Below are 24,084 nucleotides of genomic sequence, written 5' to 3' on the forward strand. Positions count from 1 at the left end.
GACCTCCGACTACATTTTATATAATACGCCAAGCGCCCTCCTGCCGGGTATTATCCCTAGGTAGGAAGGCGCTTGGTTTCTAAAAGGAGCTAAGCGGATAGCCTTTAATCGGCCAGTACGGCTTCGCTTTGCGCAATTGTGGCCAAAATGGCGCGCACCTCGTCGGGGGTGTTGGCCTCAACCAGCTGCGTGCGCCACTGCTTGGCACCTACCAAGCCTTTGAAGTAATGCGCGTAGTGGCGGCGCATCTCGAAGATGCCCACTTTCGCGCCCTTCCACTCAATGCTCTTCTCGAAGTGCATCTGGCAGGCACCCACGCGCTCCTCCAGGGTGGGCGGGGCCAGCTTTTCGCCGGTAGCTAAGTAATGCTTGATTTCGCGGAAGATCCAGGGGTAACCGATGGAGGCGCGGCCAATCATAATGCCGTCGACGCCGTAGCGGTTTTTGTACTCCAGGGCTTTCTCGGGCGAGTCGATGTCGCCGTTGCCGAAAATGGGAATGCGAATGCGCGGGTTCTCCTTGATCTTGGCAATCAGGGTCCAGTCAGCCTCGCCCTTGTACATCTGCACGCGGGTGCGGCCGTGAATGGTTAGCGCCTCAATGCCAATGTCCTGCAGGCGCTCGGCTACTTCCTCCACGTTCCGGGTCGAGTCGTCCCAACCCAGGCGCGTCTTCACCGTCACGGGCAGGTGCGTGGCTTTTACCACGGCCTCGGTCATCTGCACCATCTTCGGAATATCGCGCAACAGGGCTGCGCCGGCACCGCGGCAGGCCACCTGCTTCACGGGGCAGCCGTAGTTGATGTCGATGAGGTCGGGCCCGGCTACGGTGCTGATTTTGGCGCACTCGGCCATGGTTTGCACATCGGAGCCGAACAGCTGAATGCCAATGGGGCGCTCGTAGTCGAACACGTCGAGCTTTTTCTTGCTCTTGGCCGCGTCGCGAATCAGGCCTTCCGACGACACGAACTCGGTGTACATCAGATCGGCGCCGCCTTGCTTGCACACGGCACGAAACGGCGGGTCCGACACGTCCTCCATCGGGGCAAGCAGCAGCGGAAAATCGGGCAAGGCGAGGTCGCGGATGTAGACCATACTGTGGGGGCGCCGCGCAGGCGTCGGGCTGACGTTGAACGGCGCCGGTTAGCGTATTTTGCGCAAATTTACGACAGAAGAGTAGTCAGTAGTCGTTGTGGAGTACTGAGACTCAGCCACCCGGGCAAAACGGGCCGGCTCATGCAGCCTTTGGGCACGTTTATTCGTCTGACTACCGCCTACCAACTACCCAATACGCATGAAAGGTTTCGCCCGCTCCACCGAAACGATGCACCCTGCCCTCACGCTGCTGCTGCTCACGCTGCTGGTGGTGGCCGGCATGTGCATCGGCATGTTTCTCGCCGTATCGGTAGTTACCGTAGCTTATGGAGTTGACTTGCTGCGCTTGCCCGATGTGCTGGCCTCGCCTTCGCGCTACACCTACGGCTGGGCCGTGCTGATGTGGCTGCAAGGCCTATCGCTACTGGCCGGTTTTGGGGCTGGCGCGTACTTCCTGCCCGTGCTGCGCGGCCTAAAGCCCGCCGAGTACTTTGCGCCGCGCCGCCCGGTACCCGTGTGGTGGTTACTGGCGGCTATGGTGCTGATGATCGTGAGCATGCCGGCGCTGTCGGGCTTGGTAGCCTGGAACGCCGATGCCCACCTGCCCTCGTGGCTCTACGACCTAGAAAAGGCCGCCCGCGAAAAAGAAGACCAGGCCCAGGCACTTACCACCTTCCTTACCAAATTTGGCACCACCACCCGCTTTTTGGTGGCCGTGCTGGTAGTGGCGGTAGTACCCGCCATTGCCGAAGAACTAACCTTTCGGGGCGTAGTGCTGCGCCAGTTCAGCCGCTGGACGAAATCCGTGCACTGGGGCGTGTGGCTATCGGCCATCGTGTTCAGTGCCATTCACATGCAGTTCTTCGGGTTTGTGCCGCGCATGGTGTTGGGCGTGTTGCTGGGTTACCTGTTTGCCTGGAGCGGCAATATTCTGGTGCCTATGGCGGCGCACTTTGCCCAAAACGGCTTTCAGCTGCTGTTGCTCTTTTTGCAGCAACGCGGCACCATCAGCTTCGATGCCGATGCCAACGAACCCATGGCCTGGCCACTGATGCTCATCTCATTGGTGCTTACCCTGGGGCTGCTCTACTGGCTGCAGCGGCAATTTGCGGCGCATGAGGCCGCCACTACCGAGGCGCACGTGCTTACCAGCCACGGCGTGCAAGTGCGCACCGCCGCCGACGTGCCGCCCGCTGTGCCGCCCGTAGCCGGCCACACCCTCACCTCGCATGGCATCGAAACGCCGCCCGAAGCTCCTGCCGTATAACCACCTAGGGCTGCCGCTGCCACCTCCGCTTTTTCTGCCACCAGCGCTTCTGCACTCTTGATTACCTCCACTACTCCGTCGCCCGCCAACTCGCCCGAGGCCGCCAAGCCGCCCGGCATGTCCAACATGTGGCAGCGCATCATTTCCGGCGCTATCGGGGCGGTGGCGCTGCTGGGCTGCATTTGGTACAGCGGCTGGACGTTCGGCCTGTTTTTCGGCATTGTGCAGGCCCGCATGCTGTGGGAGTTTTACCGCATGATGCGCGTGGCCGGCTACCGGCCGGCTGCCATCGTGGGCACGGGCACCAGCCTGGTGGTGTTTGGCCTGCTCTACGTGCTCGGCGACGTGGATGCCCGCCCCTACGAAACCACCGAGCCGGTGCTGCTCACGCTGGCCTCGCTTATCCTGATTGTACCGTTGGTGTTCCTGTTGCGCGAAATGGCCCGCTGGAGCGACTCCGATGAACACCAGCCCTTTGCCAACCTAGGCGTGGCCATGGGCGGCCTCTTCTACGTGAGCCTGCCCATGAGCCTGTTGTGCCTGATTGGCTTCACCGAAGACGGCTACGACTACCGCCGCATTTTCGGCCTGCTCTTCCTGGTGTGGGCGGCCGATACCGGCGCTTACATCGCCGGTAAAAACTTTGGCAAGCACAAGCTGGCGCCCAGCATTTCGCCCGGCAAAACCTGGGAGGGCTGGGTTGGCGGCACGCTGCTTACCCTGGCGGTGGGTTGGGGCCTGGGCTACCTGCTGCCCGATATGCCGCTGGCGCACCGCCTCGTAGCCGCTGCGGTGGTAGCCGTGTTTGGCGTGCTTGGCGATTTGGCCGAATCGATGCTGAAGCGCAGCGTGGGCGTAAAGGACTCGGGCCGCATTTTGCCCGGCCACGGCGGCCTGCTCGATCGGTTCGATGCCTTCCTGTTCATCGTGCCGGTGCTGGTAGTGCTGCTCCTGCTGTTCGATTTGTAAGCCACACCTAGGGCCGTACCCGCGCCACTGCTAGCCGTACAAGCCTTTTTCTGCGTATTGGGGAAACCTAGTACCTTTGGCGCGTCATTTTTCCGCCCGCTTGCTGGCTGCTCGGCTGGCCTCGGGCGGCCGCTGTTTTTGCATTCCCCCATCTTCAACCCCACTTACCCGATCAACAGCATGGCCACTACGGTGTATAAAGAGCCGGCCCCTAAGGTGGACCGCGAGAATCCGCTCGAATCTATGATGTCGCGTTTCAACGTGGCCGCCGATATCCTCGGCCTCGACGACGCGACGTATAACGTACTGAAAGCGCCCGACAAGCAAGTCATCGTGCACATTCCCGTGACGATGGACACCGGCGAAGTACGTGTTTTCGAGGGCTACCGCGTGGTTCACAACACGGTGCTCGGTCCGTCGAAAGGCGGCATTCGTTACGATAAGAACGTGCACCTGGACGAGGTAAAAGCCTTGGCCGCGTGGATGACCTGGAAGTGCGCCGTGGTTGACATCCCGTACGGCGGTGCCAAGGGCGGCATCATCTGCGACCCTACCACCATGAGCCCCGGCGAAATCGAGCGCCTCACCCGCGCCTACACGCTGGCCATGAAGGACGTATTCGGTCCCGATAAAGATATTCCGGCCCCCGACATGGGCACCGGCCCGCGCGAAATGGCGTGGCTGATGGACGAATTCTCCAAAACCGTGGGCATGACGTCGCCGGCGGTGGTTACGGGCAAGCCGCTGGTAATGGGTGGCTCGCTGGGCCGCACCGAGGCTACGGGCCGCGGGGTAATGGTATCGGCGCTGGCGGCTATGCGCAAGCTGGGCATGGATCCCAAAGGCGCTTCGGCCGCTGTGCAGGGTTTCGGCAACGTAGGTTCGTGGGCGGCCAAGCTGCTGTGCGAGCAAGGCGTGAAAATTAAGGCTGTAAGCGACGTTTCGGGCGCGTACTGGAACGAGAACGGCATCAACATCGACGAGGCCATTGCCTACAAGAACGCCCACAAGGGCCGCCTCGATGGCTACACCGGCGCTACGCTGATGGACAACGCCAACGACCTGCTGACCCTGCCCGTGGACGTGCTGGTGCCCGCCGCCGTTGAAGACGTAATTACCGAGCACAACGCCCACGACATCAAGGCTCGACTGATTGTGGAAGGCGCTAACGGCCCCACCTCGGCCTCGGCCGACCCCATCATCAACGAGAAGGGCATTATGGTGGTACCCGACATTCTGGCCAACTCGGGCGGCGTAACGGTTTCGTACTTCGAGTGGGTGCAAAACCGCCAGGGCTTCAAGTGGTCGGAAGAAATGGTAACCGAGCGCGCCGACCGCATCATGAACGATGCCTTCGAGAAGGTGTACGCCACGAGCCAGAAGTACAACATCCCGATGCGCATTGCCGCCTACGTGGTGGCTATCGATAAAGTAGCCCAGACCTACAAGTTCCGCGGCAGCTTCTAAGCTCCGCTCCTGATAGCTGCCGGTGCCCGGGCCACCTAGGCGCGGCGGCCTGTATCAGAGTTCTGCATAAAGTATAGCCCGGACCGCGAGGTCCGGGCTATCTTTGTAACCACGCTCCGCCTTACTACCGCATTCCCGCTTGCTTCGTTTGCCGCTCGTTTGTTTTGCCTGATTGCCTGCTGAATCAGTTGCATATCCGCAATCAGCGCTCATCTGCGATTTATGAAAATCCACAAAGAAGGTCGCCGTATTCTCTTCTTTACGCTGCTTATCCTGCTGGCCCTGAACTTGTTGCTCTACCAGTTCAACGAGCAGGCCGAAGGGTTCAACCGCGTGTTTTCGGTTGTTTCGGTTATTGCCTTCTTGCTGCTGCTGCAGTTTTTTCGCAGCCCGTTCCGCAACCTGCTCACCCACGAAGATCTGGTAATTGCCCCGGCCGACGGCAAGGTGGTGGTGATTGAGGACGTACACGAGCCCGAGTACTTCGGCGACGTGCGCAAGCAGATCAGCATTTTCATGTCGCCGATCAACGTGCACATCACCCGCAACCCGGTATCGGGCACGGTGAAATATTTCAAGTATCACCCGGGCAAGTACCTGGTGGCCTGGCACCCCAAAAGCAGCACCAAAAACGAGCGCACCACGGTGGTGGTAGAGTCGGAAGCCGGCCCGCTGGTATTGTTCCGGCAGATTGCCGGCGCCATGGCCCGCCGCATTGTGTGGTATGTAAACGAGGGCGACGAAGTAAGCCAGGGCGAGGAGTTCGGCTTTATCAAGTTCGGCTCGCGCGTCGACATCTTCGTGCCCGTCGATACCGAAATGAAGGTGCAGATTGGCGAGAAGGTAAAAGGCGGCCAAACCGTAATTGCCCAGCTGAAAACGCAGTCGTCGGGCTTGTTTTAAGCTTTTGACTGACACATAGCAAAAGGCCCGCTGCTCCGATAGCAGCGGGCCTTTTGTTTTACCTAGGGCTTCGTCTTGTCATCCTGAGCAAAGCGAAGGACCTTCTCACGCTAGGGAACCTCACCCCCAGCCCCTGCCTCGCTCCATGCGCGACATCGTAGAGAGAGGAGCGGATGCAATCTGGCGTCAGCACGCGGGATGTCTCGGTTCGTTGCTCGATGCGCAACATGCTCGACATGACAACGACCTAGGAAATACCGCCCCCGGGCTTGGCCTGCGCCCTAAGTCACAATGTGCGGCACGAACTCCGAGAGGTTGGTGATGATACCGTTGGCGCGGCGGAAACCTAGGGCGCAGGCCTCGCCGGCCCAGAACACGCCGGCTTGGTAGCGGCGGCCTTGCGCATCGGCGGGCAGCTCGAGCCAGCGCTGGCGCACTTGGGGCTGCTGGTCGTACTCGCCTGGCTCGGCGTGCTGCACGCGGCCATCCTGCACCTCCGTCAGGCTTTGTCCTTCGCGGCCGAACAGCGGCTTGCGTACGTAGTGGCCGCCTAGGTCCTGCAACGAAGCTTCGACCAACAGGGGGTGGTGCGGAAACACTTGCCACAGCCACGCCAGCATGGCTTTGCTCTGGAAAAGCAACGTGTAGGCAGGGTTGGCAATAATCAGGTCGCGGCTTTGCAGCAGTTGCGTCAGGTCGGCGGTAAGCTCGGGCTCTTCTTCGGCCAGAATCTCCCAGGGCACCAGCTTAAACACAAACGGAAAGCGCTGCCACTCGCCGGGCGCTGCTTCGGCCCAGGCGCCCCGTTCTTCGCCCATCACCGATACCTGCATGGCATCAACCGGGCACACGTGTACGGAGGCAAAACCGGCCTCGCGGGCGGCTTCGGCTATTACCTGGCAGTTGGTTTCGTCTTCCTGGCTATCGGGCAAGTACACCAGCAGCAGGTTAGGCTCCAGGTCGGCGTTCAGGCCCAGCCACTCGCGTAGCTGCAGCTCCAAGCCCTCGAACAGCCCATTGGCTTGCTGCTGATCTTCGGGGCGGCCGGCGGCCATGAGGCTGGCCCATTGGACCACGGCCGTTTCGGGGATGCTTGTAGCCGTGTCGGCGTTGAACTCTACCAGCTTGATACCGTCGGGAGTAGCGGCAAGGTCGAAGCGGCCGTAGAGGTGCCAATGCCGTTCGTCGTTCCAGGAGTGCCGCACGGCTTGCCACAGGTTGGTGGGTATGCCCATCAGCTGCAGAAAATCGTCGGGGATGGGGTCGGGCACGGCCTGCACCAACATCTCGTAGAGCGTGTCGGCAGCCTGAAGCAGCTCTTCGGCTTGCGGTTCGCTGAGCTCCAGCGCCTCCGGGGCGAGGTACGTGGCGCAGGCATCCTCAACGGCCCAATCCCAACCCAGGCGCCGAATGGCTGGGGTTACATCGCCGGTTAGTGGCAGGAGGCGGATCATGCGGTTAATTCATAATTATGAATTAGTAATTACCCACCAAAGCCGCGCGAACCACTGCTACGCGTGCCAAAGCCGCTGCTGCGGCCGTAGCTCGGGGCCGAGCTGCGGTACGTGCCGGTGCGGTAGGCGCTGCGCCGGAACGAGGGGCTTTCCTGAATACCGGCCGTGCGCGAGCTACGGCCCCCGTAGAAGCCACGCCCGTAAAAGCCGCGGCCTTCGTTTTCCCGCTCGCGGGCAATGTTCTGGCGCCAGCCGTAGTTCTGCTGCATCAGGCCGGGGTTAGCATAAAAGCCCGGGTTGGGCGTTAGGAAGCGGCCCGCCATGTAGCCGATGCCGCTCCACATCAGTACATCCATAAGGCCGGTGCCAGCCACGCGGTTTTCGGGGTACTGGCGGGCGTAATCCTGCATTTGCCGCTGCAAGGCCTGGCCCTGCAGGGTATCCACCTTGCCATCGAAGTGGCGCAGAATGGCGGCTACTTCTTCCTTCCCGGCTGGGCGCTCAGCCGTTATTTTCCATTGGCCGGGCTGTACCTCCGTCATTTCGGTGATGACGCCCTGGCTAAAGGTTTCGCCGCTCCAGTCGCCGGTGGCTTCGGTTTCGGGGCGGCTATTGTTGGAGGTGCAGGCCGGCAGCACCGATAGGCCCAGGCTGGTAGCCGCAGCTACCAGCAGCAGGTTGCGGCGCCAGTCGCCGAGCCGGTAAAAGGTCTTGTTCATGGCAGTTGGTGGCTAGAGCAGCCGGGTGGGAGGGGTGGTAATGGGTACGCGAGAAAGCACCCTAGGTGCCTGATGCTTGTTGGAGTTCGGGCACCTAGGGCTTGGTACCAGTTAGAACCACTGCGCCATGCGCTGGCACAGCTGTTCGAGGTATTGCTGATCGGTTTCGTCGAAGTCGTTGAGCTGGTCGCTGTCTACGTCGAGCACGGCCACTACGCTGCCCCCTTTGATGATGGGCACCACGATTTCCGACTTAGAGAGCGAGCTGCAGGCAATGTGCCCCGGAAACTGCTCGACATCGGGCACCAGCAAGGTGCGCGCCTGCGCCCACGAGCTGCCGCAAACGCCTTTGCCGCGCCGGATGCGCGTGCAGGCCACGGGGCCTTGAAACGGCCCCAGCACCAATTCGTCGTTCTTCACCACGTACACGCCCACCCAGAAAAAGCCGAACGTTTCTTTCAGGGCCGCCATGGCATTGGCCAGGTTGGCTATTTGGTCGGGCTCGCCCGTGGTCAGGGCTTCGATTTGGGGCAGGATGGATTGGTATTGCTCGGCTTTGGAAAGCGTGCGGTCGATAAGGAGGTCTTCGGCCATGTTCGTTTGGGGTGACAAGTAACAGGTGACAGGTAACACGTAACACGTCAGCCGAAGCAAAAGTAACCCGCGCCGCTCCAACCCGATTCAGCAAACCAAGTTCACCCTAACAGCTAACAGCTAACAGCTAACAGCTAACAGCTAGTAAAACACAAACAGCTCGTCGGCACCTAGGGTGCGATGCTCGCGCAAGCCCGTGAGGTTAAGCGAGGGAGCTACCACCCCGCCGGCGCCGATACGCACGTGCCGGCTGCGGAGCACGCGTATTTCATCCCACAAACCCGCTTGCAGCAGCAGATTGTGCAAGGCCGGGCCGCCCTCTACCAGCACCGATTGCACGCGGCGGGCGTTCAGGTCGTCGAGAATGGCGGGCAGCAGATCCTGACTGGGCGGCACCGTCACGAAGCTGAGGTTTTCGGCATCGTGCCGTTCGCGGTTGGTGTACACTACGGTAGGCTGCGAGCCATCGAGCAGGTGGTGGCCGGCGGGCAAGGAGAGGTTGCGGTCGATAACCAAGCGTAGTGGGTCGGGGCCAGGCCACTCGCGCACGTTCAGCTGGGGGTTGTCGTTCAGGGCTGTGCGCGTGCCTACCATGATGGCTTGCTCCTCGGCCCGCCACCGGTGCACCAGCATGCGCGAGGTAGGGCAGCTGATGGCCACAGGTTGCCCTCCGGGGCCAGCCACAAACCCATCCTTCGATTCGGCCCATTTCAGGATCAGGTACGGTCGGTTGCGCTCCTGCACCGTGAAGAAACGACGGTTCAGGCGGCGGCCTTCGGCCTCGAGCAAACCCGTGCGCACCCGAATGCCGGCCTCGCGCAGCTTGGCAAAGCCCCGGCCGGCTACCAGCGGGTTGGGGTCGGCGTTGCACACCACTACGTCGCGCACGCCGCGGGCAATCAGCAGATCAGCACACGGAGGCGTTTTGCCGAAATGGGAGCAGGGCTCCAACGTTACGTACACGCGGCACGCGCCTAGGTCGATTTGGGGCGGCACGGCGGCAAGGGCGTTTACCTCGGCGTGGGGGCCACCGTACTGCCGGTGCCAGCCTTCGCCCACGATGCGCCCGTTGGCATCGGCTACCACGCAGCCCACCATGGGATTGGGGCGGGCCGTAAACTGCCCCAGCAGGGCTAAGTCGAGGGCCCGGCGCATCAGCAGTTCGTCGTGGGCGGTGAAGTCGGGAGGCGCGGTCATGAGGGGCAACGAAGCAGGTGGTGTAGCTTTGCCCCGACAAGATACAGCCCTGCCCGAACGTGACCATCCGAGAGCTTACCGACCAGCTTACCCAGGCGCTGCTGCCCTTGTACCCCGCGCCCGAAGCCAGCAGCATCGCCGGCATTATGGTGGAGCACGTGCTGCAGCTTTCGCCGTTGCAGCGCCGCATGCAGAGCGCCGATGCCGTACCGGCCGCTGCGCAGGCAAGTGCCCAGGCCGCCCTAGGTCGGTTGCTGCAGCACGAGCCGGTGCAGTACGTACTGGGCGTGGCGCCGTTCTTGGATATGGAGCTGCTCGTCACGCCGGCCACGCTCATCCCTAGGTCCGAAACCGAGGAACTAGTGCAGCTGATTGTGCAGGAGCAAGCGGGCAAGCAAGGCCTGCGGATTCTGGATGTGGGCACCGGCTCAGGCTGCATTCCGATAAGCTTGGCGCGGCAGCTGCCCGCAAGCCACGTATGGGGGCTCGATATATCAGCCGAAGCCCTGACCGTAGCCCGCCAGAACGGGCAGCACTACGCCCCGCAGGTGCAGTGGCTGCAGGCCGATATTCTGCACACCACTCCGCCAGGTATTGAAGACTACAGCCTGGATGTGCTGGTAAGCAACCCGCCCTACGTGCGCGAGTCGGAGCAAGCCCTGATGCGCCCCAACGTGCTGCAGTACGAGCCGCATACCGCCCTGTTTGTGCCCGACAACGACCCCCTGGTGTTCTACCGCCGCCTCACCCACCTGGGGCAGCAATTGCTGAAGCCCGGCGGGGCTATCTACTTCGAAATCAACGAGGCACTGCCGCACGAAACCGTGGCCCTGCTCGAGCAGGCCGGCTACATGCAGGCCCGTGCTCTGCCCGACCTCACGGGCCGCGCGCGGATGGTGCGGGCTACGTGGCCCGGCTGAGGCCACCGCGTCCAAGCCAATGACGTCTAAGTGAAAAGGCCTACCTTTGCCCGCCGAAAACCACTGCTGCTGGCTGGCCAATGACCCAAACTGCCCCCGACTACTTTGCGCACCCCACCGCCGTGCTCGACGATGGTTGCCGCATTGGTGCCGGTACGCGCATTTGGCACTTTTGCCACGTTAGCAGCGGCGCCGAACTGGGCGAAGGCTGTTCCCTGGGCCAAAACGTGTTTGTAGCCGAAGGCGTACGCCTGGGGCGCAACGTAAAGGTGCAAAACAACGTGAGCTTGTACGCCGGCGTGGAGTGCCACGACGATGTATTCATCGGCCCATCGGCAGTGTTCACCAACGTGCGCAATCCGCGCGCCGCCGTGCCCCGCCGCCACCAATACCAGGCTACGGTGCTGGAGCAGGGCGTAAGCATTGGGGCCAACAGCACCATTGTGTGCGGCGTGCACCTAGGGGCCTACGCTTTCGTAGGCGCCGGCTCCGTGGTTACCAAAAACGTGTTGCCCTACGCCCTGGTGTACGGCAACCCGGCCCGCCAGCACGGTTGGGTAAGCCAGCATGGCCACCGCCTGCAGTTCGATGCGGCCGGTTCCGCTGCCTGTCCCGAAAGTGGTTGGCAATACCAACTAACCGGCCAGCGCGTTTCGCGTATGAGCGCCGAGCAATAATCCGAATATCCAAGCTCCCGTTTCCAAGTTCCTCCGACCCGTGTACGAGCAGTTATTGAATAAAGAGGCCAAGCTGGCCGTCATTGGCCTAGGCTACGTAGGCCTGCCTATCGCCCTGGAGTTTGCCCGCAAAATCAGCGTTATTGGCTTCGATATCAATGCCCAGCGCGTAGAGATGATGCGCAACAACCAAGACCCCAGCGGCGAGCTGGAGGCCGAGGCTTTTGAGGGCTGTGATATCACGTTCACCGATTCGCTGGACGTGCTGCGCGAAGCCCGCTTCTTCGTGGTGGCCGTGCCTACGCCCATCGACGAGCACGCCATGCCCGATCTGAAGCCGCTGATTGGCGCCTCCACCACCGTGGGCAAAGTGCTGAAGCAAGGCGACTACGTGGTGTACGAATCGACCGTGTACCCCGGCTGCACCGAAGAGGACTGCATCCCGATTCTGGAGCGCGAGTCGGGCCTGAAATTCCCCGCCGATTTTAAAGTAGGCTACTCGCCCGAGCGTATCAACCCCGGCGACAAAGAGCATACGCTCTCCACCATCGTGAAAGTGGTAGCGGGCTGCGACGCGGAGTCGCTGGAAGAAATTGCCAAAACCTACGAGTTAGTGGTGAAGGCCGGCGTGCACCGCGCGTCGTCGATTAAGGTGGCCGAGGCCGCCAAAATCATCGAGAACACCCAGCGCGACGTGAACATCGCGTTGATGAACGAGCTGTCGATGATTTTCGACCGCATGCGCATCAACACCTACGAAGTGCTCGAAGCCGCCGGCACCAAGTGGAACTTCCTGAAGTTCAGCCCCGGCCTGGTGGGCGGCCACTGCATCGGCGTCGATCCGTACTACCTCACTTACAAAGCCAAAGAGCTCGGCTACGACGCCAAGGTTATCCTGTCGGGCCGCACTACCAACGACGGCATGGGAGCTTACATCGCGCGCAAAACCGTGCAGATGATGATTAAGCAAGGCAAGGACGTGGCCAAGTCGAAGGTGCTGGTAATGGGCGCTACCTTCAAGGAGAACGTGGAGGACATCCGCAACTCCAAGGTGGCCGACGTCATCAACGAGCTGCGCAACTTCTCCGTCAACGTGGATATCGTTGATCCGCACGCCGACTCGGAAGAGCTGACCCACGAGTACGGTTTCAGCCTGATTCCGGAAAGCCAGATCGGCAACGATTACGACGCCGTGGTGGTGGCCGTAAGCCACAAGCCTTACACCGAGCTCGACGAAGAGTACTTCAAGTCGATTACGGCGCCCAAAGCCGTGCTGGTCGACATCAAAGGCCTGTTCCGCGAGAAGATCAACGAGCTGCAGTACTGGAGCTTGTAGTTTTTAGGGCTTAGGTGTTAGGCTTAAGGTGCCAGTTATGCGGTGCTCGAAACCTAAAGCCTAAGCCCTAAGTCCTTAAAACCTAGTTATGAAAAAGATCCTTGTTACAGGAGGTGCCGGTTACATCGGCTCGCACACGGTGGTGGCGCTGAAGGAGGCTGGTTTTGAGCCCGTCATCGTCGATAACTTCTCCAACTCCAAGGAGACGGTGCTGGAGGGCCTGCGCGCTATCCTGGGTGCCGACGTGAAGTGCTACCATACCGATTGCACCGACAAAGCAGCTTTCCGTGAGGTGTTTGTCGCTGAGCAGGATCTGGCCGGTGTCATTCACTTTGCGGCTTACAAAGCCGTGGGCGAGTCGGTAGAGAAGCCGTTGGCTTACTTCCAGAACAACGTGGGCTCTTTGCTGGTGCTGCTGGAGCTGATGCAGGAATTCAAGGTGAACAACCTCGTTTTCTCCTCGTCGTGCACCGTGTACGGCGTGCCCGATCAGCTGCCGGTAACCGAACAAACGCCTACCAAGGCGGCTAGCTCGCCGTATGGCCGCACCAAGCAAATGTGCGAAGACATCCTGCGCGACTTGTCGCAGGCGCCCGGCAACGAGGTTAAGAGCATTCTGCTGCGCTACTTCAACCCGATTGGCGCGCACCCGTCGGGCAAAATTGGTGAGCTGCCCCTAGGTGTGCCCAACAACCTGGTGCCCTTTGTAACCCAAACAGCCGCCGGCTGGCGCGACCAACTGACGGTTAACGGCGTGGATTACGAGACCGTCGACGGCTCGTGCGTGCGCGACTACATTTATGTTGGCGACCTGGCCCGGGCCCACGTAGTGGCCGTGCAACGACAGCTTGGCAACAAAGCCGAGGCCGTGGAAGTGTTCAACGTAGGCACCGGGCACGGCAACTCGGTGCTGGAGGTGGTAAAAGCCTTCGAGAGCGTAACCGGCCAACCGCTGAAGTACCGCACAGGGCCGCGCCGTGCCGGTGATGTGCCCGCTATTTACGCCGATGCCACCAAGGCGGCCGAGGTGCTCGGTTTCCGCACCGAAGTAGGCCTGGAAGAAGCTCTGGCCACTGCCTGGCGCTGGCAGCAAAACCTAGGCGCCAAGCCCGAATAACTCTCAACACGACCTCTTCTCCCGATCATGAAAATTCTTATCACCGGCGGCGCTGGTTTCATTGGCTCGCACGTAGTGCGGTTGTTCGTAACGAAGTACCCCGAGTACCAAATCCTGAACCTGGATGCGCTAACCTACGCGGGCAACCTGGAGAACCTGCGCGACATCGAGGATCGGCCGAACTATCGTTTTATCAAAGGCGACCTGACGGATCAGGCTTTCGTTGATCACCTGTTTGCCACCGAGCAGCCCGATTCGGTAATTCACCTGGCGGCTGAGTCGCACGTGGACCGCTCGATTACCGACCCGCTGGCTTTCGTGAAAACGAACGTGCTGGGTACGGTACACTTGCTGAATGCCGCCCGCCACTTGTGGCAGCCCGGCGGCTACGACGGCCACGTGTTTTACCACGTAAGCACCGACGAAGTGTACGGCTCGCTGGAAATGGACGGCGGCATGTTCACCGAGGACACGCCTTACGACCCCCGTTCGCCTTACTCGGCCTCCAAGGCGTCGTCCGACCACTTTGTGCGCGCCTGGTACCACACGTACCACATGCCCGTGAAGATCAGCAACTGCTCGAACAACTACGGCCCCAACCACTTCCCCGAGAAGCTGATTCCGCTGGCGCTGCACCGCATCCAGAAGGGCGAGGCCATTCCGGTGTACGGCCGCGGCGAAAACGTGCGCGACTGGCTGTTCGTGAAAGACCACGCCACGGCCATCGACGCGGTATTTCACCAAGGCAAGGTGGGCGACACCTACAACATCGGTGGCGTGAACGAGTGGAAAAACATTGACCTGATTCACCTGCTCTGCGACGTGATGGACGAGAAACTGGGCAAGGAGCAAGGCACCTCGCGCCAGCTAATTAGGTTCGTAACCGACCGCGCCGGCCACGACCTGCGCTACGCCATCGACTCGAGCAAAATCATGAACGAGCTGGGCTGGAAGCCTTCGGTTACCTTTGAGCAAGGCCTGCGCCAGACGGTAGACTGGTACTTCGAGAATCAGGAATGGTTGGAGCGCGTGACCAGCGGCGCCTACCAGGATTACTACCGCCAGCAATACGCTGCGCGCTAACGCGCACGGCAATTCTGAATTATGAATTCTGAGTTATGAATTGCTCTGCGTTACGGCCCAGTCAAGCCATAATTCAGGATTCATAATTCATAATTCAGAATTATTGAAATGTACGAACAGCCTTTTCACGAGCAGCCGCTCGATAACCTGACCTTTCTCGTAACCGGTGGGGCTGGTTTTATTGGCTCCAACATTGTGGAGTACCTGCTGAAGCACGGCGTAAAGAAGGTGCGCACCTTCGACAATTACTCCAACGGCTTCCGCAAAAACCTGCGCTTGTTTGAAGGGCACCCGGCTTTGGAAATCCTGGATGGCGACATTCGGGAGCCCGAGGCTTGCCGTGCGGCCTGCGAAGGCGTTGACGTAGTGTTACACCAGGCCGCCCTAGGTTCGGTACCGCGCTCCATCAACGACCCTATCACCTCGAACGACGTGAACGTGGGCGGCTTTGTGAATATGCTGGTAGCAGCCAAGGACGCCGGCGTGAAGCGCTTTGTGTACGCGGCTTCCTCGAGCACGTACGGCGACTCGCCGCACCTGCCTAAGATTGAGGACCGCATCGGTAAGCCCCTTTCGCCCTACGCCGTAACGAAGTACGCCAACGAGCTGTACGCCGACGTGTTCGGCAAAACCTACGGCATGGAGATTATCGGCCTGCGCTACTTCAACATCTTCGGCCCGCGCCAAGACCCGAACGGTGCCTACGCAGCTGTTATCCCGTTGTTTATCGATGCCGTGCTGAAGGGCAAGGCGCCGCGCATCAACGGCGACGGCGGCCAGACGCGCGACTTCACGTTTGTGGAAAACTGCGTGCAGGCGAACATCCGGGCGGCTTTGGTGCAGAACCCCGAAGCTGTGAACCAGGTGTACAACATTGCCGTGGCCGACCGCACCTCGCTCAACGACCTCTTCAACATCCTGAAAGAGGAAGCCGGTGTTGATATTACCCCCGAGTACGGCCCCAACCGCGCCGGCGACATCCGCGACTCGCTGGCCGACATCAGCAAGGCGCAGCGCCTGCTGGGCTACGATCCGCAGGTGCGCATCCGCGAGGGCTTGAAGCGCACGCTCGATTGGTTCCGAGCCAACGAGGCATTTATTCAGGAGCGTTCGTAGGGGCGCGTTGCACGCGCCCGCCTAGGTGGCAACCCGGCAATAAGGACCAAGGAGCCAATAAAGTTGTTCAACGAAACGGGCGCGCTGGGCGCGCCCTCCTTCTCAGATGAAAGGCATTATCCTCGCCGGCGGTTCCGGCACCCGCTTGCACCCCCTCACGCTGGCCGTGAGCAAGCAACTCATGCCGGTTTACGACAAGCCGATGATCTACTACCCGCTGTCGGTACTGATGATGGCTGGTATTCGCGATATTCTGATCATCACGACGCCGCACGACCAGGCGCAGTTTCAGCGCCTGCTGGGCGACGGCCAGAACCTGGGCTGCAATTTCCAGTACGCCGTGCAGGAAGTGCCCAACGGCCTGGCGCAAGCCTTTGTGATTGGCGCAGATTTCATTGGCGACGATAAAGTGGCCCTTGTGCTCGGCGACAACATCTTCTACGGCGCCGGCATGGAGGAGCTGCTGCAAAGCAACAACAACCCCGAAGGCGGCGTGGTGTACGCCTACCACGTGCACGACCCCGAGCGCTACGGTGTGGTGGAGTTCGACGAGAACCTGCAGGCCCTGAGCATCGAGGAGAAGCCCAAGCAGCCCAAGAGCAACTACGCCGTGCCGGGTTTGTACTTCTACGACAACGAGGTGGTAAGCATTGCCAAGGCGCTGAAGCCCAGTGCCCGCGGCGAGTACGAAATTACCGACGTGAACCAGGAGTACCTGCGCCGCGGCAAGCTCAAGGTGGGCATCCTGGGGCGGGGTACGGCCTGGCTCGATACGGGCACCTTCGAGTCGCTGATGCAAGCCAGCGAGTTTGTGCGCGTAATTGAGCAGCGTCAGGGCCTGAAAGTAGGCTCGATTGAAGAAGTGGCCTACCGCCAAGGCTTTATCAATGCCGATCAGCTGCGCAAGATTGCCGAGCCGCTGCGCAAAAGTGGCTACGGCGACTACCTGCTGCACCTGCCGGAGCAACTGGTATTCTAAGGCATTAACCGCCACTAAGCATAAGCAATGCCCGGTGCCGCCTAGGTGCCGGGCATTCTTTTTGGTGCGGCACCTAGGGCCCGCCGAGCTCAGGCACGTTGCTGCCCGAATGATAATTGATCATGGCCCACGCCACCTAGGGCAGCAGCGCGCCGGCTAGCAAGGAGCCCAACACCAGCACGTAGGACGGAATACGGTCCCAGAGCAGCACCAGAAACGTAGCTCCCACCAGCACCGGGTTCAGGGGCAGATCGGGGGCGTAGCGGCCTGGCAGCTGCCAGATAATGCCATCGGGTAACGGGTGGTAGAGCAGAAACGTGGCCGCCACTACCAGGCCGGCACTCACGGCGTTGATGCCTTCGAGCGAAGCTTTTACTACGCGGTACTGCTTGAGCTGGTCCCAGAAGCGGATAAGAAAGAATATCAGCAGCGTGCCGGGCATGAAAATGCCGGCTGCCGCCACAAACGCGCCAATCAGCTGCCCGCCAATGCCGTACTCGCGCATGGCCAGGGCCCCGATGTAGGAGCTGAACGAAAAGTTGGGCCCCGGCAAGGCCTGCGTAAGCCCGTAGCCCGACAGAAACTCGGTGCTGCTGAGGTAGCCCTTAAACTCGACAAACTCAGCGTAGAGCAGGGGCGCCAGCACCTGGCCGCCGCCAAATACCAGCGAGCCGTTGCGGTAAAAGTTCTCGAACAAGCGCACCGGCAGCAAGCGGGTGTAATGGCCCAGCAGCGCGGCCACCAGGGCCACCCCAAGCCACAGCACAAAGTTCGACCACTCGATGTTGAGCGGCTCTTTTACGGCCACCTTCGGGAGTTTGCGGTAGCGGAAGGTGGTAATGAGCCCTCCACCCAGCAGCAGCAAGGGCAACACCCACGGCAGCTGGAAGAAATACGCCACCAAAGCCGAAACCACCAGCAGCGCTACGGAGGTTTTGGTATGGATTACCTTCTCGGCAATTTTGTAGGCTGAATACGCTACAAAACCTACCGCCACAGGCTGCACAAAGCGCACGAGCCGGGCTACCAGCTCCTTGTCGAGGTAGTTTATCGACAGGCCGGCTATGGTCATGATGCACACGGCCGGCAGCATCCAGACCAGCAGCGTGAGGTAGGCTAGGTTGGGGCCGCCCAGCCGGAACCCAATGGCCGTAATGGTTTGGGTAGAGGTGGGGCCGGGCAGCACCTGGCACAGGGCCATCAGCTCGAGCAGCTCGGCCGAGGTGAGGTAGCGCCGCTTATCCACCAACAGGCGCAGCATCATGGCGGTGTGCGCCTGCGGGCCGCCAAATGCCGTGAGGGCCAGCACCGCTACGTCTTTCAGAAAAATAATGCCGCGTACGCGCTTGGCGTGCATGCGCCTGGGTGGAGGCGCCAGCTTAACATCGGCGGGTTCCGGGAGCTGCACGGGCGAAAGATTGGTGGCAACAGTAAAGAAGCACAATCTGCCCCGAACGGCAAGCAGGCAGACCTAAGCTTTGCCCCGCAGCCCGGGCGGCAGCCAACGCCCTAGGTGCTTGCCCGGCCCGGCCAGGCCGGGGGGCCGGAAAAGCCACGGGCTGCCACTCCGCGGAGTGGCAGCCCGTGCCAGCATGCCTGTCGGCAGCAATTACATCGTCGATTTGCCCTTTTTCAGGCCCAGCTCCACGAGGCGCTCGTCGAGAAACTCGCCGGCCGTGATGTCGGGTTGCTGTTTGGGGTTGTCGGCCGATACGCAGTTCTCCAGGGCCGCGAGGCTCATTTCGGAGCGCGGGTGCATGAAGAACGGAATCGAGTAGCGCGACGAGTTCATTTTCTCGCGGGGCGGGTTTACCACGCGGTGGATGGTGCTCTTGAGTACGCCGTTGGTGAGGCGCTGCAGCATGTCGCCTACGTTCACCACAATCTGGTCGGGCAGGGCCGTGATGCCAATCCACTTACCGTCGCGGCGCAGCACCTGCAGGCCATCGGCCGAGGCGCCCATCAGCAAGGTAATCAGGTTAATGTCGCCGTGCTCGGCAGCGCGCACGGCATCGGCCGGTACGCTGTCGGGGTTTTCGATGGGGTAGTAGTGAATGGGGCGCAGGATGGAGTTGCCGTTGCGCACCTTGTCGTCGAAGTAATTCTCGGGCAGGTTCAGGTACAGCGCAATGGCGCGCAGTACGTCTTTGCCGGCGGCCTCCAGCGTTTTGTAAGTACGCAGGGTGCTTTCCTTGAAGCGCGATACTTCTTCGGGGAAGATGTTATCGGGATACTCCTTGGCAATGGGGTCGTTGGCGTCGTCAACCTCCTGGCCCACGTGGAAGAACTCCTTCAGGTCGCCGGTGTTGCGGCCCTTGGCGTGCTCCTTGCCTTTGCCGGTGTAGCCACGCTGGCCCGCCAACTCGGGGTTTTCGTACTTCTGCTTTACCTCGTCGGGCAGCGAAAAAAACTCTTTCACGTCGGCATACAGCTGGGCCGTTTGCTCGTCGGTGAGGCCGTGGTTTTTCAGCGCTACAAAGCCGATGTTCTGGTAGGCTTCGCCCAGCTGCTGCACAAATTTGGCTTTGCGCTCGGGGTCGCCCGAGCGGTAATCGGCCAGGTCAAGCGACGGAATTTCGTCCAACAATTTTTCGCTCATAGCGAATTCGAAATATACTTTTGGAAAACCTTTCGTACTCGGCAAGGTACTCAAAAAAACGTTTGCATAGTTGGTTCAGTGCCATTTGCACCCACGCGTTTGGCCCCCGCTGACAGCTGACATTTTCTGCTTTCAATAAGCCCATTTTCGGCCCCGAACCGCAGCCTTGCAGCGGGCTTTGCAGCTCGGCGCCAGCAGCATGCGGCCGCTGCGGTGCCCTAGGCCGCCCCACGCGGCGGGGCCAAAGGGACTCTTGCCAGCGCGCCCTCGCGGCAATTTTTTACACCCGCCGCCCAAGGGCGCCTAGGTGCCCGGCCCCGCAACAGCGGGCAGGCCCACCGGCGCTTGTACCAACCTTGTGCTGAAAATAGGTGTAGAAAAAACTTGGCAGAGTTATATATTGATTGCGCATCGCACCGTTGATGTACTGCGGGCCGGGGCTTGCGCCTGCCGAAGTCGCATCATCGTGTGGTGGCGGCTGCGGCCCGGATGCACTACTTTTGAAGCCGCTTTTCGGCCCGGCCGAAACTTGAATCCACTTACGGACGTCTTTGGGGAACTGTCGACTTTGACGCACCGCTTGGTTGCCTTCACCTGGGCCTTCTGATTTGCTAGCAACTGTATGAGCATACGCACATTCATCCTGACGTTTGGTGCATTAATAGGAACAAGCAGCGCGGCCAGCGCGCAACACGCGGTTTGGGCTTCCAAAGTAGTGGAGGTATCGTCGCAGAAAGCCGAAGGCAAGGAGGCGTTTTCGCCCGAAAAAGTGCTGGGCGAGCCCGATGCTTTGCCCCTGGGGCAGATCAGCAACAACGGCTGGATTCCGAAAAAGGAGGGGCCCAAGGAGTTTATCGAGGTAAAATTCGCCAAATCGGTGGTGGCCCGGCAGGTTACCATCGTAGAGAACTTCAACCCCGGCTCCATCACCAAAATTGAGCTGGTAGATACCCGCAACGAGCGGCACGAGGTATACGACAACCCCAGCCCCGGCCCCCTGCCCGAGGTGTTCCGGACGCTGCAGGTAACCTTTGCGCCGGGTACCTACCGCACCATTGGCGTAGTGGTAACCCTGAATACGGCCAAGGTGAACGGCGTCAACCAGATCGACGCCATTGGCGTGGCCGATGTGACCGACGTGATGGTGAAAAAGGACTTCCGGGCGGCACCCACCGAGAGCATTTCCTTCGACTCGGCCATGGTGAACCTAGGGCCCACCGTGAACACCAAGTTTACGGAGGTACGCCCGGTAATTGCCCCCGATGGCCGTACGCTGTTTTTCGCCCGGCAGGGCAGCCCCCAGAACAACGGCGGCGCCCGCGACCCACAGGACGTGTGGTATGCCACGCTCAGCAACGCCAAAACCAAAGCCTGGAGCCCGGCCAAAAACATCGGGGCGCCCATCAACACGGCGTGGGGCAACGGCGTGGCCTCGGTATCGGCCGATGGCAACACCGCGGTGCTCATCAGCATTTACAAGCCCGATGGCTCCTTCGACCCCAAAGGGGCCAGCATTACGCGCCGCACCCGCAACGGCTGGACGGTGCCGGAAAAGCTGAACATCCAGGACTTTTACAACGACGACCCCGAAAACGTCGACTTCTTCCTGACCGCCTCGGGCAAGCAGCTCCTGATGGCCGTTGACCGCAAAGACGGCAAAGGGCAGCAGGATTTGTACGTGAGCTTCCGGCAGGATGACGGCTCCTTTAGCCGCCCCACCAACCTTGGCAGCAACATCAACACCAAGGGCGCCGAGTTTGCCCCTTTTCTAGCCTCCGACGGCAAAACGCTGTACTTCGCCTCGGAGGGCCTGAAAGGCTACGGCAAGAGCGACATCTTCTACGCCAAGCGCCTCGATAACTCCTGGACGAACTGGAGCAAGCCGCGCAACCTAGGGCCGAGCATCAACTCGCCCGCGGCCGATGCTTACTTCACGCTCTCGGCAGCCGGCGACGATGCCTACCTGGTTTCGGACCGCAACGGCACCGACGACTCGCGCGACATCTTCCGCATCAGCCTTGCACCCAAAAACAAGCCCGAGGTGGTAGCGCTGGTGCGCGGCCGCGTGCTCGATGCCGTAACGCGCAAACCCGTAACGGCCACCGTGCGCTACGAAAACCTGATTACCGGCGAGGAAATTGGCGTGGTAGAAACCAACCCCACCGACGGCTCCTACACCATTGTGCTGCCCGCGGGCGCGCACTACGGCTACCGCGCCGACGCCAAAAACTACCTTTCGGAAGACCAGAACCTCGACGTAACCGACCGCCAGAAGTACTCCGAGCAAACCCAGGATCTGTTCCTGATTCCGTTCGAGGTGGGCCAAACCATCCGCCTCAACAACATCTTCTTCGCCCAGAGCAAGTACTACCTGCGCGAAAGCTCCTACCCCGAGCTGATGCGCCTCGTGCGCATCATGAAGGATTACCCGCAGATGGAAATCCGGGTGGACGGCCACACTGACAACCAAGGCGACCCGGCCCTGAACATGAAGCTCTCCGTCGACCGCGTGAACGAGGTGAAGAAGTACCTCGTGTCGAAGGGCATTCCGGGCAACCGCATCAGTACCCAAGGCTACGGCGACACCAAGCCCATTGCCTCGAACGAGCAGGAAGAAACCCGCAAGCTCAACCGCCGCGTGGAGTTCGTGATTACCAAGAAGTAGCAACCGTTCGGCCCGCTGTCATTGCGAGCAAAGCGAAGCAATCGGTCCTGCGCGGGGTACGACCTGTCAGCCAGCACTAAGCAAAAACCACCTAGGGCTAAAACCGCACCGCCCGAACCCTGGTAGCAGGATTCGGGCGGTGCGGTTTTCGGTTTGTGCTGGCTGAACGGTTGTACCGCGAGAGGAAAGATTGCTTCGCTTTGCTCGCAATGACAGCCAAGGCAACGGCCGGTGCCCTAGGTGGCGCTGGGCCCGCCGGGCTTGGTGCCGCTGCTGCCGCCAGGGTTGGCAATGGAGTCGCGCATGTCGGTGTCGGCCTGAATGTTGCGCATTTTGTAGTAGTCCATAATGCCTAGGTTGCCGGTGCGGAAAGCTTCGGCAATGGCCTTCGGAATTTCGGCTTCGGCCTCCACCACGCGGGCTTTGGCTTCCTGGGTTTTGGCGCGGTTTTCCTGCTCCATAGCCACGGCCATGGCGCGGCGCTCTTCGGCGCGGGCTTCGGCCACACGCAAGTCGGCCGAGGCCTGGTCGGTTTGCAGCTTGGCACCGATGTTCTCGCCAATGTCCACGTCGGCAATGTCGATGGACAGAATCTGGAATGCCGTGCCGGCATCGAGGCCCTTCTGCAGCACCAGCTTCGAAATTTTATCGGGGTTCTCGAGCACCTCTTTGTGCGAGATGGACGAGCCGATGCTCGTTACGATGCCTTCGCCCACGCGGGCCAGAATGGTTTCTTCGCCGGCGCCGCCCACCAGCTGCGAGATGTTGGCGCGCACCGTTACGCGGGCTTTGGCAATAAGCTGGATGCCATCCTGCGCCACGGCGGCCACGTTGGGCGTGTTGATGACCTTCGGGTTTACGGACGTGGTAACGGCCTCGAACACATCGCGGCCGGCCAGATCGATGGCGGTGGCCTGCTTGAAATCGAGCGGGATGTTGGCCTTATCGGCCGAAATCAGCGCCTTGATAACCGTGGGCACGTTGCCGCCGGCGAGGTAGTGCGTTTCGAGGTCGTTGGCCGTGATGTTGAGGCCGGCTTTGGTGGCCGTAATCAGCGAATTCACAATCAGCGAGGGCGGCACTTTGCGCACGCGCATCAGCACCAGCTGAAACAGCCCTACCCGCACCCCCGAGAAGATGGCCGTAATCCAGAGGCTGATCGGGAAGAAGTAGAGAAACACCAGCAGGACGACGCCCGCCAGCACGATGGGGATAATGGGAAACTCGTTCATGACCAGAAATATTGCTGGCCGTAGTTAGCGCATTTCCCTGAGAAACCCGCTACGCCACCGCCACCACAATGCGGTTTTGCTCGATGCCCAGCACGCGCACGACCGCGCCGGCAGCCACAAACTCGCCGCGGGTGGTGGCCTCGCGCCGCTCGTCGCCGAACAGCACCGTGCCCGCCGGCCGCAGTGCCGACAAGGCCCGGCCCACCTGCCCGGCCTCCACGCCCCCGGCGTGGCGCACATCATCCACGCGGGCGGTGTTGCGCTCGGTTAGGGCAAAGCGGTTGATGGATTGCGGCCGCAGCCCGTACCATACTAGCGCCACCGTGAGTACCAGCGAGGTGCCCAGAATAACGTGGCCCGTGGTAGAGCCCAGGTCGCGGTAGCTCAGCCAGATACCCACCGTGAGCAGGATGAACCCGGCCAGCCCCACGATGGTGGTGCCGGGAATGAGCAGCACTTCGGCCACCAGAAACGCGGCGCCGAACACCAGCAAAACGACAATCAGAAACCAGTCCATGACAACGGGGGTAAGATGCCTACAGAAAGATACGCACAAAGCACCTAGGCGGGGTTAGTTAGCTATTCTTCCGTAGCTTTTTGCGCCGCGGGCGCGGGTTTTTGTGGCGGCCGATGCCCTAGGTCCGGTTGGGCCCGGCGGCGGCCGGCAGGTGCCGGGGCTCATGGGCCAACCCCGCA

The 24,084-nt window shown here is 61.0% G+C and carries 21 protein-coding genes; 12 read left to right on the forward strand and 9 right to left on the reverse strand.

The annotated features are described in order from the left end of the window. Positions 1-104: 104 nt before the first annotated feature. The gene (dusB, locus tag OIS50_RS15675; protein ID WP_264691572.1) at positions 105-1,094 is read right to left on the reverse strand and encodes a tRNA dihydrouridine synthase DusB; all 990 of its coding nucleotides are present in this window, start codon (positions 1,092-1,094) and stop codon (positions 105-107) included. 199 nt (positions 1,095-1,293) lie between these two features. On the opposite strand from dusB, the gene OIS50_RS15680 reads away from it, so the two are divergent. From OIS50_RS15680 to OIS50_RS15695, 4 genes are all read left to right on the forward strand, one after another. Continuing rightward, complete coding sequence (locus OIS50_RS15680) at positions 1,294-2,361, forward strand: CPBP family intramembrane glutamic endopeptidase (protein WP_264691573.1); 1,068 nt, start codon at positions 1,294-1,296, stop codon at positions 2,359-2,361. Positions 2,362-2,418: 57 nt separating this feature from the next. Next, positions 2,419-3,330 (forward strand): phosphatidate cytidylyltransferase, encoded by a 912-nt coding sequence (locus OIS50_RS15685; RefSeq protein ID WP_264691574.1) that lies wholly within the window; start codon positions 2,419-2,421, stop codon positions 3,328-3,330. A gap of 180 nt (positions 3,331-3,510) precedes the next feature. Continuing rightward, positions 3,511-4,797 carry a Glu/Leu/Phe/Val family dehydrogenase gene (locus tag OIS50_RS15690; protein ID WP_264694395.1) on the forward strand — a complete coding sequence of 429 codons (1,287 nt, stop codon included), beginning with the start codon at positions 3,511-3,513 and terminating at the stop codon, positions 4,795-4,797. Between the two features lie 222 nt (positions 4,798-5,019). Then, the gene (locus tag OIS50_RS15695; protein ID WP_264691575.1) at positions 5,020-5,700 is read left to right on the forward strand and encodes a phosphatidylserine decarboxylase family protein; all 681 of its coding nucleotides are present in this window, start codon (positions 5,020-5,022) and stop codon (positions 5,698-5,700) included. 281 nt (positions 5,701-5,981) lie between these two features. On the opposite strand, the gene OIS50_RS15700 is transcribed toward OIS50_RS15695, so the two are convergent. The 4 genes from OIS50_RS15700 to ribD all read right to left on the reverse strand — a co-directional run bounded on the left by OIS50_RS15700 (position 5,982) and on the right by ribD (position 9,664). Further along, the gene (locus OIS50_RS15700) at positions 5,982-7,154 is read right to left on the reverse strand and encodes a glutathionylspermidine synthase family protein (RefSeq protein WP_264691576.1); all 1,173 of its coding nucleotides are present in this window, start codon (positions 7,152-7,154) and stop codon (positions 5,982-5,984) included. A gap of 29 nt (positions 7,155-7,183) precedes the next feature. Further along, the gene (locus tag OIS50_RS15705; RefSeq protein ID WP_264691577.1) at positions 7,184-7,873 is read right to left on the reverse strand and encodes a Cj0371 family chemotaxis-regulating polar lipoprotein; all 690 of its coding nucleotides are present in this window, start codon (positions 7,871-7,873) and stop codon (positions 7,184-7,186) included. A gap of 111 nt (positions 7,874-7,984) precedes the next feature. After that, positions 7,985-8,467 (reverse strand): GAF domain-containing protein, encoded by a 483-nt coding sequence (locus OIS50_RS15710; RefSeq protein WP_264691578.1) that lies wholly within the window; start codon positions 8,465-8,467, stop codon positions 7,985-7,987. A gap of 141 nt (positions 8,468-8,608) precedes the next feature. Next, positions 8,609-9,664, reverse strand: coding sequence for a bifunctional diaminohydroxyphosphoribosylaminopyrimidine deaminase/5-amino-6-(5-phosphoribosylamino)uracil reductase RibD (ribD, locus tag OIS50_RS15715; protein ID WP_264691579.1), 1,056 nt, complete (start codon positions 9,662-9,664; stop codon positions 8,609-8,611). Between the two features lie 59 nt (positions 9,665-9,723). Here ribD and prmC point away from each other — a divergent pair, with 59 nt between their 5' ends. The 7 genes from prmC (at position 9,724) to rfbA (ending at position 16,892) form a co-directional block, all read left to right on the forward strand. Beyond that, the gene (prmC, locus tag OIS50_RS15720) at positions 9,724-10,584 is read left to right on the forward strand and encodes a peptide chain release factor N(5)-glutamine methyltransferase (RefSeq protein WP_264691580.1); all 861 of its coding nucleotides are present in this window, start codon (positions 9,724-9,726) and stop codon (positions 10,582-10,584) included. 80 nt (positions 10,585-10,664) lie between these two features. Then, on the forward strand, positions 10,665-11,261 hold the full coding sequence (locus OIS50_RS15725; protein ID WP_264691581.1) for an acyltransferase: 597 nt from the start codon (positions 10,665-10,667) through the stop codon (positions 11,259-11,261). A 40-nt stretch (positions 11,262-11,301) separates the two neighbouring features. Continuing rightward, a complete protein-coding gene (locus tag OIS50_RS15730) occupies positions 11,302-12,597 on the forward strand; it encodes a nucleotide sugar dehydrogenase (RefSeq protein WP_264691582.1) in 1,296 nt (431 codons plus the stop codon). An 88-nt stretch (positions 12,598-12,685) separates the two neighbouring features. Beyond that, entirely contained in the window at positions 12,686-13,714 is a 1,029-nt protein-coding gene (gene galE / locus OIS50_RS15735; protein ID WP_264691583.1) for a UDP-glucose 4-epimerase GalE, read from the forward strand. Positions 13,715-13,741: 27 nt separating this feature from the next. Next, positions 13,742-14,797 (forward strand): dTDP-glucose 4,6-dehydratase, encoded by a 1,056-nt coding sequence (rfbB, locus tag OIS50_RS15740; RefSeq protein WP_264691584.1) that lies wholly within the window; start codon positions 13,742-13,744, stop codon positions 14,795-14,797. 108 nt (positions 14,798-14,905) lie between these two features. Next, positions 14,906-15,913 (forward strand): SDR family oxidoreductase, encoded by a 1,008-nt coding sequence (locus tag OIS50_RS15745; RefSeq protein WP_264691585.1) that lies wholly within the window; start codon positions 14,906-14,908, stop codon positions 15,911-15,913. A gap of 106 nt (positions 15,914-16,019) precedes the next feature. Further along, positions 16,020-16,892, forward strand: a complete 873-nt coding sequence (gene rfbA / locus OIS50_RS15750) for a glucose-1-phosphate thymidylyltransferase RfbA (RefSeq protein WP_264691586.1) — start codon at positions 16,020-16,022, stop codon at positions 16,890-16,892. Positions 16,893-17,028: 136 nt separating this feature from the next. Here the strand turns inward: rfbA and chrA are convergent, their stop codons facing one another. Together chrA and OIS50_RS15760 are read right to left on the reverse strand one after the other, a co-directional pair. Beyond that, entirely contained in the window at positions 17,029-18,249 is a 1,221-nt protein-coding gene (gene chrA, locus OIS50_RS15755) for a chromate efflux transporter (RefSeq protein WP_264694397.1), read from the reverse strand. A gap of 252 nt (positions 18,250-18,501) precedes the next feature. Further along, a complete protein-coding gene (locus OIS50_RS15760; RefSeq protein ID WP_264691587.1) occupies positions 18,502-19,491 on the reverse strand; it encodes an isopenicillin N synthase family dioxygenase in 990 nt (329 codons plus the stop codon). A 622-nt stretch (positions 19,492-20,113) separates the two neighbouring features. Between OIS50_RS15760 and OIS50_RS15765 the strand changes: the two genes are divergently transcribed. Continuing rightward, positions 20,114-22,156: an OmpA family protein gene (locus OIS50_RS15765; RefSeq protein ID WP_264691588.1), complete on the forward strand. Its 2,043-nt coding sequence runs from the start codon at positions 20,114-20,116 to the stop codon at positions 22,154-22,156. A gap of 236 nt (positions 22,157-22,392) precedes the next feature. Here the strand turns inward: OIS50_RS15765 and floA are convergent, their stop codons facing one another. Then, positions 22,393-23,388 (reverse strand): flotillin-like protein FloA, encoded by a 996-nt coding sequence (floA, locus tag OIS50_RS15770; RefSeq protein WP_264691589.1) that lies wholly within the window; start codon positions 23,386-23,388, stop codon positions 22,393-22,395. Between the two features lie 49 nt (positions 23,389-23,437). After that, the gene (locus tag OIS50_RS15775) at positions 23,438-23,905 is read right to left on the reverse strand and encodes an NfeD family protein (RefSeq protein ID WP_264691590.1); all 468 of its coding nucleotides are present in this window, start codon (positions 23,903-23,905) and stop codon (positions 23,438-23,440) included. Positions 23,906-24,084 lie beyond the last annotated feature (179 nt).

The sequence above is a fragment of the Hymenobacter sp. YIM 151858-1 genome (assembly GCF_025979705.1).
GTDB lineage: Bacteria > Bacteroidota > Bacteroidia > Cytophagales > Hymenobacteraceae > Solirubrum.